Genomic DNA, 14,879 nt, shown 5'->3' with positions numbered 1-14,879 from the left:
CACCGCTGGTGGTGATCATGCACAGATTCGGGCAGTGTGCCCGCCACCTGCCCCGATTCTGGCCGTGATCATGCACAGGTTCGGGGATCACTCGTTCGACCAGCGGAGACCCTCGCCGTGATCATGCGCATTCTCGGAGAGGGGCGCCTTGAGCTGCTCCGATGCCATCCGTGATCATGCAATCGCGGCGGCTGGTGTGACTGGTGAGCGGCGCTAGCGAGTCGGATTCTGCATGATCACAGGCGGCGTTTTCCCTGTTCGCAGGGCCTCTGGGCGAATCCACGCATGATCACGAATGGTGGTTGGGCAGGTCGGAGGGGCATTCCGCGACGTTGTGCATGATCACACCCAGAGGGGGGCGAGGTCGGGCGGGGGGTGCACGAAACTGTGCATGATCACGCGGGGGGTGTACGCGGGAGGGGGTGTACGCGGGAGGGGGGGCACGCGGGAGGGGTTAACGGACGGTGAGGCGGGTGGGGAGGCTTTCGTTGCCGAGGCGGTCGAGGGCGGTCACGTAGTACGTCCCGGTGAGCTTGCCCGCGTACTTGGGCGCGGACGTGGCCGGCACGACGGCGACGAGGTTGCGGCCGTCCGCCGTGGCGCAGGCGCCGGCGGCGGCCGCCCGGTACACGCCGTAGGCGCGGGCGCCGGACTGGGCGGCCCACGCGAGCGTCCCGCCGCCGTACTTCAGCCCGCTCGGGGCGGTGGGCGCCTTGGCGGGCATCCCCTTGATCAGGGGAACCAGGGCCGGCCTCGTGTAGTAGTTCGCCGCGATGCGGTCCATGACGGACAGGGGGTTCGCGCGGAGCTTGGACGCGTTGAAGAACACGTCACCCTTGACCTCGGGATACTTCTGGTTGACGGCCAGGTGCGAGGGCAGTTCGCCGGGCTTGGACCAGGCCGGGATCGTCTTGGTGCCCACCTGGTAGAGCGCCTGGCCGATGTAGAGGTCGACGCCGGTGCCCTTCACGGCGTTCGCCCACCAGGGCACCAGGACGTTGTAGTCGGCGATCGCATATCCCCGCGGCCAGTAGATCTGCGGGATCAGGTAGTCCACCGAACGCGCCTTGATCCACGCCTTGGCATCCGCATAAATCTGGCTATATGCGGACATGCCCTTTGTGTTGGAGCCGGACGCGACTTCGGATTTGTTCCGCCAGATGCCGAATGGGCTGACGCCGAATTTCACGTACGGCTTGTCCGTGTGAACGGCCTTCGACACCTGGGCGATCAGCCTGTTCACGTTGTCCCGCCGCCAGTCGGCCAGTTTCATGCCCTTGCCGTACTTCTTGAAGGCGGCGGAGTCGGCGAACGGCGTCCCCTGGCCCGGATACGGATAGAAGTAGTCGTCGAAGTGGATGCCGTCCACGTCGTAGCGGTGGGTCACGTCCTTCACGACCTTGGTGACCCAGTCGCGGACCTGGGGGAGCCCGGGGTTGTAGTACAGCTTGCCCTCGTGCTTGACCACCCAGTCGGGGTGCAGGCGCGCCGGGTGGTTGGCCGGAAGCTTCGACAGGTCGGTGGTGTCACCGGCGCGGTAGGGGTTGAACCACGCGTGGAACTCCATCCCGCGCTTGTGCGCCTCCTGGATGAGGAAGGGCAGCGGATCCCAGCCGGGGTTCTTGCCCGCGGTTCCGGTCAGGTACTGGGACCACGGCTCGAGCGACGACTTGTACAGGGCGTCCGACGCCGGCCGTACCTGCAGGAAGACGGCGTTGAACCGGAGCCCGGCCGCGAGATCGAGGAGCTTGACGTACTCGGCCCGCTGCTGGGCGGGGGTCAGACCGGCGCGGGAGGGCCAGTCGAGATTGTGCACCGAGGCGATCCAGATGCCGCGCAGTTGCCTCTTGGCGTAGCGGGCGCTGGTCGTGCAGGAGGCGGTCGTCGCGGGCGCGGCCATCGTCTCTCCGGATCCCGCCGCGGTGGAGCGGGGAGTCGCGGAGCGTGACACGGTGCGCGCGGCATCGTCCCGCGCCGTCAGCTGCGTCCGCATGGCAGCCGCCTGCTCGACCCGCTCGGCCCGGGCACCCGGTCCGAAGGCGTACGCGACTCCCATGGCTGCGGCCGCGGCGACCACGCCGGCGATCAACGGCCGGCTGACCCGTCTCCGCTCAGTCACGAGATGACCTCCCCGATTCCCGATGCATACCGCCTTCAGTCTGGCATCGGCAAATCGATGGTTTCTCCGAAGAAAAGAAAGTCATCTCAAGTTGCTGATGTGATAAAGCAAGACGCACGTCAGGGAGTTCCCCGGGCGCCGGCCATGCGAAACTCCGGCTCCCGGGGAAACACCCGGTGATCGTCGGCCCGTGTCCGACGAATCAAGACTCGCTCCGTTCGGATCCGGAAGGCCCGGACTCCGCCGCTAGGCGGAGTCCGCCGTGACCTTCTGGGCGAGGTGCGAGGGGAGGGGCTCGTACCGCAGGAAGCCGCGGTGGAACGTCCCGGTGCCGTGCGACATGGACCGCAGGTCGATGGCGTACCGGGTGATCTCCAGTTCCGGCACCTCCGCCTTGACCAGGGTGCGCCCGGTGCCCACGGGCTCGGTGCCGAGCACCCTGCCGCGCCGCGACGACAGGTCCGACATGACGGCCCCGACGAACTCGTCGGGCACCAGGATGGACACCTGGTCGACCGGCTCGAGCAGCAGCGTCGGCACCTTCGCCGCGGCCTCCTTCAGGGCCAGTTGCGCCGCGATCTGGAAGGCCATGTCGGAGGAGTCGACCGAGTGCGCCTTGCCGTCGTAGAGGGTGACGCGGATGTCGACCATCGGGTACCCGGCGACGACCCCGCGCTCCATCTGTGCCCGCACGCCCTTCTCCACCGACGGGATGAACTGGCGCGGCACCACACCGCCCACGATCTTGTCGACGAACTCGAGCCCGCCGCCCGACGGCAGCGGTTCGATCTCGAGGTGGCAGATGGCGTACTGCCCGTGGCCTCCGGTCTGCTTGACGTTGCGCCCGGTGGCCTGGACCTTCCCGCCGAACGTCTCCCGCAGCGGGACCCGCAGTTCGACCTTCTCCACCTCGACGCCGTGCCGCTTGGCCAGCCGGTCGAGGAGGACGTCGGCATGGGCCTCACCCATGCACCAGAGCACGAGCTGGCGGGTCTCGGCGTTGTTCTCCAGCCGCAGCGTCGGGTCCTCGGCCACGAGACGGGCGAGCGCCTGGCTCAGCTTGTCCTCGTCCGCCTTCGACCTGGCCCGGATCGCGACGGGCAGCAACGGGTCGGGCATGGCCCACGCGGTCATGAGCAGCGGGTCGTCCTTGTCCGACAGCGTGTCGCCGGTCTCCGCGCGCGACAGCTTCGCGATCGCGCAGATGTCGCCGGCCACGCACTTGCCGAGCGGGCGCTGGTTCTTGCCGAGAGGCGAGGAGAGGCTGCCGATCCGCTCGTCCACGTCATGGTCCTCGTGTCCCCGGTCCGCCATTCCGTGCCCGGACACGTGGACGACCATGTCGGGGTGGAGGGTCCCGGAGAAGACCCGCACCAGGCTGATCCGCCCCACGTACGGGTCGCTCGTCGTCTTGACGACCTCGGCCACCAGGGGCCCGTCGGGATCGGCCGTCACGTGCGTCACCGGTTTCCCGCCGGTCGTCGTGACCTCCGGAAGCGGGTGCTCGAGCGGCGAGGGGAAGCCCTGGGTGACGATCTCCAGGATCTCCTGCATGCCGACGCCCGGCGCCGCGGCCAGCACCGGGTGGAAGCTCGCCCGCGCGACGGCCTTCTCCAGGTCGTCGATGAGGACCTTGGTGTCGATCTCCTCACCGGAGAGGTAACGGTCCATCAGGGACTCGTCCTCGCTCTCCTGGATGATCCCCTCGATGAGGTCGCCCCGGTACTGCTCGATCAGCTCGAGCTGGCCGGGGTCCGGTTCCCGCTCCGTACGGCCGTCGGCGCCGTATTCGAAGAACCGCTGGGACAGCAGCCCGAGCAGGCCGATGCCGTCCACGGGAAGATAGAGGGGGGCGACGCCGTCGCCGAAGGCCTCCTGACAGCTCGTGAGGACCTCGTCGAAGTCGGCACGCGGGTGGTCGATCTTCGTGATGACCACCGCGCGGGGCATGCCGACCAGCCCGCACTCCTCCCAGAGCATCCGGGTGAGGCCGTCGACGCCTTCCGCGGCCGAGACGACGAACAGCGCCGCGTCCGCCGCGCGCAGGCCCGCGCGCAGGTCGCCGACGAAGTCCGCGTAACCGGGGGTGTCCAGGAAGTTGATCTTGATTCCGTTGTACACGACGGGAGCGACGCACAGGTTGACGGAGCGCTGCTGGCGCACCTCCACCTCGTCGAAGTCGCAGACCGTGGTGCCGTCCTCGACCCTGCCGGTGCGCGGGACCGTGCCCGTCGCCAGGAGCAGTGCCTCGATCAGGGTGGTCTTGCCGGCTCCAGAGTGGCCGACCAACACGACATTGCGCACCATGTCCGGCCGATCGGCCGCGGGTGCTCTGCCCGCGGCTCCTGTTGTAGCGCCGGTAGATCTTTCGGCCACATCGCCTCCCGCGTCTCAGAGCGGTCGGGATGGGCGCGTCGCACGCTCCCCGCGCCGGCCGCTCGTGCCGTCGCTGTCCGCGCCGATGGCCCCGCCCTCGCGGGGCGCGCGGGGGAGCCGACGTGATGTTTCACCGCACGTCATCTCCTCGCGGCCTCTCAGGCGCGTGTTCTTCACCCTTTACCCATGTGGGGAGGATCACAAGACTTTTCGGCGGAATGTCCTCGCGAGCTCGCCGAGGTGTTCATGGCCTACGATCGGACGGCCATGTTGAGCATCCTGCGCCCCGCCGTCACCCGCGTCATGACCCCGCTGGGCAGAACCCTCGCCCGGGTGGGCATCTCGCCCGACACCATCACTCTGGTCGGAACCTTCGGCGTGGTGGCCTCGGCGCTGTTCTTCTTCCCCCGGGGGCAGCTGTTCCTGGGCACCGTCGTGATCACCGTCTTCGTGTTCGCGGACGCGCTGGACGGCGTGCTCGCCAGGATGACGGGCAAGGGCAGCGTGTGGGGTGCCTTCCTGGACTCCACGCTCGACCGTCTCGCTGACGCCTCCGTCTTCTCCGGTCTCATCCTCTACTTCGTCCTCAAGGACGATCCGGAGATCGTCCTCGCGGGTGTCGCGCTGTTCTGCCTCGTCGCGGGAGCATTGGTGTCCTACGCCAAGGCGAGGGCAGAGGGCCTGGGGATGACCGCGAACGTGGGCATCGCCGAGCGGACGGAGCGACTGGTGGTCGCGCTGGTCGGAGCCGGACTGTCCGGGCTTGGCGTGCCGTACGTCCTGGCGATCGGGCTCTGGCTGCTCGCGGCGGCGAGCGCCTTCACGGTCGTCCAGCGCATGATCCACGTGTACCGACAGGCGGTGGTCAGATGAAGGACGCGGCCGGCACCCCACCCGATCGGGTGCCGCTGGGGGACCGTCTCGTGGCGGCGGCCTACTCGGTGGGCTGGGTCATCGTCCGCCGGGTGCCCGAGAGGGTCGCCGCGTGGTTCTTCCGCGTGCTGGCCGACCACCTGTGGCGCAGGCAGGGCACGTCGGTACGCCGCCTGGAGTCCAACCTGGCCCGGGTCGTGGGCGGCGCCGCCTCCGATCCGGCCGTCCGCGAGCTGAGCCGCGCCGGGATGCGGTCGTACTTCCGGTACTGGATGGAGGCGTTCCGCCTTCCCTCGATGGACCGGGACCGGATCCTCTCCGAGACGCGGGACGTCGACGGGCATTTCATCTTCGACAACGTCGACAAGGGCCGCGGGGCGGTGATCGCCCTGCCCCACATGGGGAACTGGGATCTCGCCGGCGCGTGGCTGGCGCACAAGGGATATCCCTTCACCACCGTCATGGAGCGACTGCGGCCCGAGTCGCTCTACGAACGGTTCTTCGCCTACCGGCAGAGCCTCGGCATGGAGGTCCTGCCCCTCACGAGCAAGGGCGGCGGCAGCGCGATGGCCTTCGGGACGCTGGCCAAACGACTGCGCGAAGGCCGCGCCGTGTGCCTGCCCGCCGAGCGCGACCTGACCGCCTCAGGGGTGGAGGTCGACTTCTTCGGTGCGAGGACCCGCATGGTCGCCGGGCCGGCGCTCCTCGCGGTCCAGACGGGGGCCGCGTTGCTGCCCGCCGTTCTGTGGTTCGAGGGCAAGGGCTGGGGCATCCGCATATATGAGGAGATCCCGGTGCCGGTTGAGGGGAGCAGGCAGGAGAAGGTCGTCGCGATGACGCAGAGCCTCGCGTCGGTCTTCGAGAAGGGCATCGCCGAGCACCCCGAGGACTGGCACATGCTCCAGCGTCTCTGGCTCGACGACCTGGAGCCCCGGCCTGTGGGAGCGCCGTGAAGATCGGCATCGTCTGTCCGTACACCTGGGACGTCCCGGGAGGCGTCCAGGCGCACATCCGCGATCTCGCCGAGGCGCTCATCGCCGACGGTCACGACGTGTCCGTGATCACTCCTGCGGCCGACGACGCTCCGCTGCCGTCGTACGTCACCTCCGCCGGCCGTGCCGTGCCCGTGCCGTACAACGGGTCGGTGGCCCGGCTGGCCTTCGGCTTCCTGTCGGCCAACCGGGTGCGCAAGTGGATCAGAGAGGGCGGGTTCGACGTGCTGCACGTGCACGAGCCCGCCGTACCGTCCCTCGGGGTGCTGGCCTGCTGGGTGGCCCGCGGGCCGATGGTGGCCACGTTCCACGCGTCGTACGAACGCTCGCGGGCCATGTCGGTGGCCGCGCCGATGTTGCAGAGCGCCCTGGAGAAGATCAACGCCAGGATCGCCGTCTCCGACGCGGCCCGCAGGACCCTCGTGGAGCATCTCGGCGGTGACGCCGTGCTGATCCCCAACGGGGTCACCGTGAGCAGGTACGCCGAGGCGACCCCGCTTCCCGGCTGGGGGCCCGACGGCCAGGTGATCGGATTCCTCGGCCGGATGGACGAGCCGCGCAAGGGCCTGCCGGTGTTGCTCGAGGCGTTCTCGCTGCTCGCCCCGGAACGGCCGGGGCTGCGGCTGTTGATCGCCGGGCCCGGTGACCACGACGACGTGCTCGACCGGGTGCCCAGGCAGTACCGGGACCGCGTCGGGCTGCTCGGCATGGTGAGCGAGGCGGACAAGGTCCGCGCCTACCACTCGGTCGACATCTTCTGCGCTCCCAACCTGGGCGGTGAGAGCTTCGGCATCGTCCTGACCGAGGCCATGTCCGCCGGAGCGCCGATTCTGGCCAGCGACATCCCCGCGTTCCGCCGGGTGCTCGGCGGCGGGCAGGCGGGGGCGCTGTTCACCACGGGTGACGCCACGGCGCTCGCCGAGGAGGCGGCGCGTCTCCTCGACGACCCAGGCCGCCGGGCCAAACTCTCCGACGAGGCCCGTCACGCCGTCCGCAAGTACGACTGGTCCACCGTCGCCCGGGACGTCCTGCGCGTCTACGAGACCGTCGCGGCGGACGCGGGGGTCGTGGAGGACGTGGCGTGACGATCACACTGATCCTCGTCATCGGGGTGCTCGTGGTCCTGGCCAGCGTCTACGTCTCGTGGCGGGCGGGCCGGCTCGACCGCCTGCACATCAGGCTGGAGGCCGCGCAGGCCGCGCTCGACGCCGCGCTGCTGCGCCGCGCCGCCGTCGGCCTCGAGCTCGCCGGCTCGCGGATCCTCGACCCCGCGACCTCGCTGGTGCTCGCCGCGGCCGCCCACGAGGCCCGTACGTCAGGACCGGAGGAGCGCGAACACGCCGAGAGCGACCTGTCCAGGACCCTCAGGGCGGTCGTCGACCAGGACCGGTTCGGCGAGAAGCTCGGCGAGCACCCGGAAGGCCCCGCGCTGATGAAGGAGCTCGACACGGCGGTGGCGAAGGTCGTCTACTCCCGCCGCTTCTTCAACAACGCCGTCGCGGTCACCCGTACGGCACAGCGCCGCTGGCTGGCGCGCACGCTCAGGCTCGCGGGGCACACGGACTACCCCCAGTTCTTCGAGATCGACGACGCTCCGCCGGAGTCACTGGCCGCTGAGTAGTCCGTTTTGACCTTATGTATGGGGACATTAGGCCGCCCGCCGGTAAGCTCATGCCGTTTCATGGCATGAGGGCCGCGTGAGGTGGGCATGTTCTGCCTGCTCACGGGGTCCCCACGGGAGGTGCTGAACAATGCGGGCAGTGACGGGCTTCACCCTTGCCCTGGGGGTAGTACTGGCGGGAGCGGGGTGTTCGTCGGACGACGAGCCCGCCAAACAGCCGCTGGCGGCGACCTCGTCGCCGTCTCCGTCTCCATCCCCCACGCCGCCGTCCGAGCATCCGTTCACCGGGCGTGAAGGCTCCGCGCTCAAGCCGGTGCTCGCGGTGAAGATCGAGAACACGCCTGCGGGGAAGCCGCAGATGGGGCTGCGCAGCGCCGACATCGTCTACGTCGAGCAGGTGGAGGGCGGCCTGACCCGGCTGATGGCGATCTTCTCGTCGAAGCTTCCCGCGCAGGTGGGCCCGGTCCGCAGCGCACGCATCTCCGACCTGCACATCCTGCCGATGTTCGGCAAGCCCGCGCTCGGCTACTCCGGCGTGCAGACCAGGATGATCCCCTTCGTCCAGCAGGCGTCGCTCTACGACGTCTCCGACAGCGCCGTGCCCTCGGCCTACTCGCGCGTGTCGGGCCGGGTCGCGCCGTACAACCTCTTCGCGAGCCCGAAGAAGCTGCTGGCCAAGGCGTCGAAGGCGAGCAAGGCGCAGGATGTCGGCTTCACGTTCTCCGACGAGGCCCCCGAGGGGGGGACCGCCAAGAAGTCCTTCAGCGTGAAGTATCCGGCGGCCCGGTTCACGTTCACCTGGTCGGCGTCGCAGAAGCGGTGGCTCATCGCGCAGGACGGGGCCAAGGACATGGCGGCGGAGGGCGGCCAGCAGGGCGCGCCCACGATCGTGGTCCAGTGGGTCAAGACCGACCGCTCGCAGTTCCACGACTTCCACGGCAGCTACACGCCCCTCGTTCACACGGTGGGCAAGGGCAAGGGCGTCGTGTTGCGGGACGGCAAGGCGTACGACGTGTCGTGGTCGCGGTCCTCGGAGGAGGGGGGCACCACCTACACGACGGCCGACGGCGAGCCGATGCCGTTCTCCCGGGGGCAGGTGTGGGTCGTGCTGGCGTCGAAGAAGCCGGTCTCCCCGTGATCGTGCAACTGGTACAAAGTTCGCGATCAAACCTGACAGAGTGGAACGTAAGGGGATGGACCGGCCAGGACCTACGATGGAGGTGACAATCGTAGGCCCGCCGACGTGAGGTAGCACCGTGTCCAGCAGCACCCCCGAAGTCAACGAGTCCGCCGTCGGTACCGCCCGCGTGAAGCGCGGAATGGCGGAGATGCTCAAGGGCGGGGTCATCATGGATGTCGTCACCCCCGAGCAGGCCAAGATCGCTGAGGACGCCGGAGCGGTGGCGGTCATGGCGCTCGAGCGCGTGCCCGCCGACATCCGCGCCCAGGGCGGCGTGTCGCGGATGAGCGACCCCGACATGATCGAGGGCATCATCGGCGCGGTGTCGATCCCGGTGATGGCCAAGGCGCGGATCGGCCACTTCGTCGAGGCCCAGGTGCTCCAGGCGCTCGGGGTCGACTACGTCGACGAGTCCGAGGTCCTGACGCCCGCCGACTACACCAACCACATCGACAAGTGGCAGTTCACGGTGCCCTTCGTGTGTGGCGCGACGAACCTCGGAGAGGCCCTGCGCCGCATCACCGAGGGTGCCGCGATGATCCGGTCCAAGGGTGAGGCGGGCACCGGCGACGTCTCCAACGCGACCACCCACATGCGGCAGATCCGCGGCGAGCTCAAGCGGCTGAGCTCCCTGCCCGAGGACGAGCTCTACGTCGCGGCCAAGGAGCTGCAGGCGCCGTACGAGCTGGTCGCCGAGGTGGCCAAGGCCGGCAAGCTGCCGGTCGTGCTGTTCACCGCCGGCGGGATCGCGACGCCGGCGGACGCCGCGATGATGATGCAGCTCGGCGCGGAGGGCGTCTTCGTCGGCTCCGGCATCTTCAAGTCGGGCGACCCGGCCAAGCGGGCGGCGGCGATCGTGAAGGCCACCACGTTCTTCGACGACCCCGATGTCATCGCGAAGGTCTCGCGGGGCCTCGGCGAGCCCATGGTGGGCATCAACGTGGACGACATCCCCGTCCCGCACCGCCTGGCCGAGCGCGGCTGGTGAACGCACCCTGGGTGTGATCATGCACGGATCTCCCGTGCATGATCACCGCAGGGCCGCGTGATCACCGCTGAGGTGGGGGAGCTGGGCTAGGGTCTGGGGTGTGACGACGGACGACACGGGACAGTTGGCGGGGAGCCTGTCGCGCGAGTTGCGTCACCTCGTGATGCTGCTCCGCCGCACGACGGCGGGACAGCCGGTGACCGCCCAGCAGTACTCCGTCCTCGGTTCCCTCGAAGGCCCTCCACGGCGCATGTCCGAGCTGGCCGAGGAGCACGGCGTGCAGCTGCCCACCATGACCGTCCAGATCAACCGGCTCGAGGACGCGGGCCTGGTCGCCCGGGGCACGGACGCCTCCGACGCCCGCGTCCGCACGGTCGAGCTGACCAGCGAGGGCCGGTCCCGCCTGCATGCCGTACGGCACGCGAGGATCGCCTACCTGACCCGGCAGCTGGACCGGCTCAACGCGGACGAGCGTCGCGCCATCAGCGCGGCCCTGCCCGCGCTGGCCAAGCTCGGCCGCGGCTGACGACCCGCGAAAGTCGCCGGTTTGGGGCGCGACCCCGCGTGGTCATACGCTGAATCGGCCACAGAATGAAGGGAATGCCGTGACCTCTGCGCCGAAGATCGGTGTGCTCGCCCTCCAGGGCGACGTGCGTGAGCACGTCCGCGCGTTGGAGGCGTCGGGCGCCGGCGCGACGCCCGTCCGCCGCCAGGAAGAGCTCGACGCGGTGGACGCGCTGGTCATACCGGGTGGAGAGTCCACGACGATGTGGAAGCTCGCGACCGCCTTCGAGCTCCTCGAGCCGCTCCGGTTGCGGATCAAGGAGGGCATGCCCGCCTACGGCTCCTGCGCCGGCATGATCATGCTGGCCGACCGCATCGAGGGCGGGATCGAGGGGCAGCAGACTTTGGGCGGCATCGACATGGTCGTCCGGCGCAACGCGTTCGGCCGCCAGGTCGACTCCTTCGAGGCCGATCTGGACTTCGCCGCGCGGGGTCCGATGCGAGCCGTTTTCATCCGCGCGCCCTGGGTCGAGTCCGTCGGCCCGGAGGTCGACGTGCTGGGCCGCGCTCGACCAGGGGATGCGGTGAGCGAAGCTGGGGATAGGATCGTCGCGGTCCGACAGGGACCTCTGCTCGCGACGTCCTTCCACCCGGAGCTGACCGGAGATGCGCGGGTTCATTCGTATTTTGTCGAAATGGTGAGGGAGCTCTAGGCGATGTCCGGCCACTCCAAATGGGCGACGACGAAGCACAAGAAGGCGGCGCTCGACTCCAAGCGCGGCAAGCTCTTCGCCAAGCTCATCAAGAACATCGAGGTCGCGGCCAGGACCGGCGGTCCCGATCCGGACGGCAACCCGACCCTGTACGACGCGATCACCAAGGCGCGGAAGAACTCCGTCCCCATCGACAACATCGAGCGCGCGCGTAAGCGCGGCGGTGGTCTCGAGGCGGGCGGAGCCGACTGGCAGACCATCATGTACGAGGGCTACGCCCCCGGCGGCGTCGCCATCCTGATCGAGTGTCTGACCGACAACCGCAACCGCGCGGCGTCGGAGGTCCGGGTGGCCCTCACCCGCAACGGCGGCTCCCTCGCGGACCCCGGCTCCGTCTCGTACATGTTCAACCGCAAGGGCGTCGTAATCGTCCCGCGGGCCTCGCTGACCGAGGACGACGTGCTCATGGCCGTCCTGGACGCGGGGGCGGAGGAGGTCAACGACCTCGGCGACAACTTCGAGGTCGTCTCCGAGGCGACCGACCTCATCCCGGTCCGCAAGGCCCTGCAGGACGCCGGGATCGACTATGAGTCGGCCGAGGCGAGCTTCGTGCCCACGATGAACGTCCCGCTCGACGAGGAGGGCGCCCGCAAGGTCTTCCGCCTCATCGACGCGCTCGAGGACAGCGACGACGTCCAGAACGTCTGGGGCAACTTCGACGTCAGCGACGAGATCATGGAGAAGCTGGACGAGGACTAGCGCCGGGCGGAAAACAGGTCGCGTGTGCGGCCGCGGGCGGCCTAGTTTTGTCGTTCGTGGACATTCGCGACCTGACGGCCGATGATCTCGACGCCGTGCTCGACAACCGTAAGCGCGCCTTCGGCCCGCTCTCCCCGGGAGACGTGGAGACGTGGCGCAAACGCTTCGAGATCCTGCCCGAAGGGTCCTACCTGGGCTCCTTCGAAGGCTCCCGGCTGACCGGCACGGCGCGGATCAACCGCTTCACCCAGTGGTGGCACGGGCGGGCGCTGTCCATGGGGGGCATCGCCGGCGTGACCGTCGCTCCGGAGGACCGAGGACGCGGCGTGGGCCGCACGCTCATGTCGGCGGTGATCGACCGGTGCGGCGAACTCGGGCACGTCACGTCCGCGCTCTATCCGGCCACCACGCCGATCTACCGGAGCCTGGGCTGGGAGCACGCGGGGGCGCTGCTGACGGCCGTCCTGCCCGCTGAGGCGCTGCGCGGCCTCGGGGACGGCGCTTCGAAGGCCGTGAAGTTGCGCCGCATGGGCGCGGACGACGCGCCGGAACTCATGGCGGTGCTGGAGCGCGTCTACGCCTCCACCCGCGCCAGCGGCCCGCTCGGCTGGGACGAGCCCACGTGGCGCCTGTGGCTCGGCGACGATGACGACTTCTGCTACCTGGCCGACGACGGGTACGTGATCTACCGCTGGGACTCCGGGGACATCGAGGTCGACAACCTCGTCGCAGGCTCCGAGGCCACGGCGCGCGCCCTGTGGTCGCTCGTCGGCACCGCCTCGTCCATCGCCACGTCGGTCAAGGCCCCCGTGGCGCCCCACGACCCGGTTCTGTGGATGCTCCGCGAGCGGCAGTCCGACGAGGTCAGGCAGGCGCGCTGGATGCACCGCCTCATCGATCTGCCCGCCGCCGTCGGACAGCGCGGCTTCCCCGCAGGGGTGACGGTAGACGTGGCGATCGAGGTCGACGACCCGCAGCGTCCCGCCAACTCGGGCACCTGGCGCCTGGAGGTCGCCTCCGGATCCGGTACGGCTTCCGCCGGGTCCGCCGCGGGTTCGGGCACGGTGCCCCGATTCACGATCGGCGGCATGTCGGCCCTGTTCGCCGGCGTCCCCACGGCCACCCTCCGGCGTACGGGCCTACTCTCCGGAGGGACTCCCGAGACCGACGACGCGCTGGACGCCGCGTTCAACTGCGCCGCGTACATGATCGACTACTTCTGACGCGAGCGAAGTCGAGCCGATCACGGTAGAGTTCGGTGCCGAACAGATGTTCGGCGGTTCCCTGGGCGCCGCTGGGCGAGCGGACCAGGGAGGCCTGCCGGTGCGGATGCCAGAGCTGCGCGTGCTGGGGGTCGACCCCGGGCTGACGCGATGCGGCGTCGGCGCGGTGCGCGGCCGCCCCGGCGCCCCTCTCGATCTCATCGGGGTCGGGGTGGTGCGCACCCCCGCCGAGGACGACATCGGCTCCCGCCTGGTGGCGATCGAGGCCGGGCTCGAGCGGTGGCTCGACGAGATCAAGCCCGACGCGGTGGCCGTCGAGAGGGTGTTCGCCCAGCACAACGTCCGCACCGTCATGGGCACAGCCCAGGCCTCCGCCGTCGCCATCGTGTGCGCCGCCCGCAGGGGGCTTCCGGTCGCCCTGCACACCCCCAGCGAGGTCAAGGCCGCCATCACGGGGAACGGCAACGCCGACAAGAAGCAGGTGGGCGCGATGGTCACCCGGCTCCTGCGGCTCGACGCGATGCCGAAGCCCGCGGACGCCGCCGACGCCCTCGCGCTGGCCATCTGCCACGTGTGGCGAGGCGGAGTCCAGAACCGGCTGGCCGAGGCGCTCGCCCGGTCGCGCGGCACCACCGCGGTCGCGCTGGCCGCGGGCTACCGGCATTCGCCCGCCGGCCGTACCGGCGAAGGGACCGGACCGTGAGCGTCCGATCCGCGGTGGGGGCGGCACTCTGTCTGCGGGCTCTGATAGGACTGGGTGCGGCTCGCGGACGTGGCCTGCCGGGGCTTCCGCAGCGGAGATCGCGTTCCAGGCGGGTGGCAGGCGGTGACGTTCACGCCGGCGGGCCGGCGGCACGGCGTCGTGACCGTTCCGTCAGGAACGGGGAGGGGACGGGCGAATGATCGCATCCGTGGCGGGGGAGGTGACCGCCGTCGCGCCGGACGCCGCCGTCATCGAGGTCGGCGGGGTGGGCGTCCTGGTGCACTGCACACCCGGCACGCTCGCCACCCTGCGCGTGGGCGAGACCGCCAGGCTCGCGACGGCCCTCGTCGTGCGGGAGGAGTCGCTCACGCTGTACGGCTTCGCCACCGACGACGAGCGGGTCGTGTTCGAACTGCTGCAGACGGCCAGCGGCGTGGGGCCGCGCATCGCTCTCGCGATGCTGGCCGTGCACACCCCGAACGCGCTGCGGGTAGCCGTGGCCGGCGCCGACCTCAAGGCGCTGACGATGGTCCCCGGCATCGGGCAGAAGGGCGCCCAGCGCATCGTGCTGGAGCTGAAGGACAAGCTCGGCACCCCCGACGAGACGGTCGCCGCCGCCCTGAATGGCAAGGCCAGGCAGCCGGCGTGGCGCGAGCAGGTCCACTCCGGCCTGGTCGGGCTGGGCTACTCGGCCAAGGACGCGGACGAGGCGGTCGCCGTCGTCGGCGCAGAGGCGGACGCGGAGGTGGCGGCGGGCCGCACGCCGCAGGTCGCGGTGCTGCTCAAGGCGGCGCTGCGCGCGCTGAGCGTCCGATGAGGCCGGCCATG

General features: G+C 69.9%; 14 protein-coding genes. 12 read left to right on the top strand and 2 right to left on the bottom strand.

The features are described 5' to 3' along the window. Positions 1-454: 454 nt before the first annotated feature. Both Pka01_RS36000 and Pka01_RS35995 read right to left on the bottom strand, forming a co-directional pair. Complete coding sequence (locus Pka01_RS36000; RefSeq protein WP_239115941.1) at positions 455-2,119, bottom strand: glycoside hydrolase family 10-like protein; 1,665 nt, start codon at positions 2,117-2,119, stop codon at positions 455-457. A 246-nt stretch (positions 2,120-2,365) separates the two neighbouring features. Next, on the bottom strand, positions 2,366-4,495 hold the full coding sequence (locus tag Pka01_RS35995) for an elongation factor G-like protein EF-G2 (RefSeq protein ID WP_203887454.1): 2,130 nt from the start codon (positions 4,493-4,495) through the stop codon (positions 2,366-2,368). A 267-nt stretch (positions 4,496-4,762) separates the two neighbouring features. Between Pka01_RS35995 and pgsA the strand changes: the two genes are divergently transcribed. From pgsA to ruvA, 12 genes are all read left to right on the top strand, one after another. Next, positions 4,763-5,368: a phosphatidylinositol phosphate synthase gene (gene pgsA / locus Pka01_RS35990; RefSeq protein WP_203887485.1), complete on the top strand. Its 606-nt coding sequence runs from the start codon at positions 4,763-4,765 to the stop codon at positions 5,366-5,368. Beyond that, the gene (locus Pka01_RS35985; protein WP_203887453.1) at positions 5,365-6,321 is read left to right on the top strand and encodes a phosphatidylinositol mannoside acyltransferase; all 957 of its coding nucleotides are present in this window, start codon (positions 5,365-5,367) and stop codon (positions 6,319-6,321) included. The genes pgsA and Pka01_RS35985 overlap by 4 nt, the downstream gene beginning before the upstream one ends. After that, the gene (locus tag Pka01_RS35980; protein ID WP_203887452.1) at positions 6,318-7,445 is read left to right on the top strand and encodes a glycosyltransferase family 4 protein; all 1,128 of its coding nucleotides are present in this window, start codon (positions 6,318-6,320) and stop codon (positions 7,443-7,445) included. The genes Pka01_RS35985 and Pka01_RS35980 overlap by 4 nt, the downstream gene beginning before the upstream one ends. Continuing rightward, complete coding sequence (locus Pka01_RS35975; RefSeq protein WP_203887451.1) at positions 7,442-7,981, top strand: hypothetical protein; 540 nt, start codon at positions 7,442-7,444, stop codon at positions 7,979-7,981. The genes Pka01_RS35980 and Pka01_RS35975 overlap by 4 nt, the downstream gene beginning before the upstream one ends. A 130-nt stretch (positions 7,982-8,111) precedes the next feature. After that, complete coding sequence (locus Pka01_RS35970; protein WP_203887450.1) at positions 8,112-9,119, top strand: DUF3048 domain-containing protein; 1,008 nt, start codon at positions 8,112-8,114, stop codon at positions 9,117-9,119. A gap of 118 nt (positions 9,120-9,237) precedes the next feature. Further along, complete coding sequence (gene pdxS / locus Pka01_RS35965; protein WP_203887449.1) at positions 9,238-10,149, top strand: pyridoxal 5'-phosphate synthase lyase subunit PdxS; 912 nt, start codon at positions 9,238-9,240, stop codon at positions 10,147-10,149. A gap of 100 nt (positions 10,150-10,249) precedes the next feature. Continuing rightward, a complete protein-coding gene (locus Pka01_RS35960) occupies positions 10,250-10,675 on the top strand; it encodes a MarR family winged helix-turn-helix transcriptional regulator (RefSeq protein ID WP_239115938.1) in 426 nt (141 codons plus the stop codon). Positions 10,676-10,754: 79 nt separating this feature from the next. Beyond that, entirely contained in the window at positions 10,755-11,366 is a 612-nt protein-coding gene (pdxT, locus tag Pka01_RS35955; RefSeq protein WP_203887448.1) for a pyridoxal 5'-phosphate synthase glutaminase subunit PdxT, read from the top strand. Between the two features lie 3 nt (positions 11,367-11,369). Then, entirely contained in the window at positions 11,370-12,125 is a 756-nt protein-coding gene (locus Pka01_RS35950) for a YebC/PmpR family DNA-binding transcriptional regulator (RefSeq protein WP_203887447.1), read from the top strand. A gap of 56 nt (positions 12,126-12,181) precedes the next feature. Beyond that, positions 12,182-13,348 carry a GNAT family N-acetyltransferase gene (locus tag Pka01_RS35945; RefSeq protein ID WP_203887446.1) on the top strand — a complete coding sequence of 389 codons (1,167 nt, stop codon included), beginning with the start codon at positions 12,182-12,184 and terminating at the stop codon, positions 13,346-13,348. A 115-nt stretch (positions 13,349-13,463) separates the two neighbouring features. After that, on the top strand, positions 13,464-14,051 hold the full coding sequence (gene ruvC / locus Pka01_RS35940) for a crossover junction endodeoxyribonuclease RuvC (protein WP_203887483.1): 588 nt from the start codon (positions 13,464-13,466) through the stop codon (positions 14,049-14,051). A 196-nt stretch (positions 14,052-14,247) separates the two neighbouring features. Then, entirely contained in the window at positions 14,248-14,868 is a 621-nt protein-coding gene (gene ruvA / locus Pka01_RS35935) for a Holliday junction branch migration protein RuvA (RefSeq protein WP_203887445.1), read from the top strand. The last annotated feature ends 11 nt before the right edge of the window (positions 14,869-14,879 follow it).

This window comes from Planotetraspora kaengkrachanensis (assembly GCF_016862895.1).
Taxonomy (GTDB): Bacteria; Actinomycetota; Actinomycetes; order Streptosporangiales; family Streptosporangiaceae; genus Planotetraspora; species Planotetraspora kaengkrachanensis.
Note: the sequence above shows the minus strand (reverse complement) of the source record. Positions and strands in the feature narration are given on the sequence as shown.

What these genes read in the sequence shown, in the direction of transcription:
- pgsA (WP_203887485.1), top strand. Translation starts at nt 4,763, where the DNA reads ATGTTGAGCATCCTGCGCCCCGCCGTCACCCGCGTCATGACCCCGCTG.
- Pka01_RS35985 (WP_203887453.1), top strand. Translation starts at nt 5,365, where the DNA reads ATGAAGGACGCGGCCGGCACCCCACCCGATCGGGTGCCGCTGGGGGAC.
- Pka01_RS35970 (WP_203887450.1), top strand. Translation starts at nt 8,112, where the DNA reads ATGCGGGCAGTGACGGGCTTCACCCTTGCCCTGGGGGTAGTACTGGCG.
- Pka01_RS35950 (WP_203887447.1), top strand. Translation starts at nt 11,370, where the DNA reads ATGTCCGGCCACTCCAAATGGGCGACGACGAAGCACAAGAAGGCGGCG.
- ruvA (WP_203887445.1), top strand. Translation starts at nt 14,248, where the DNA reads ATGATCGCATCCGTGGCGGGGGAGGTGACCGCCGTCGCGCCGGACGCC.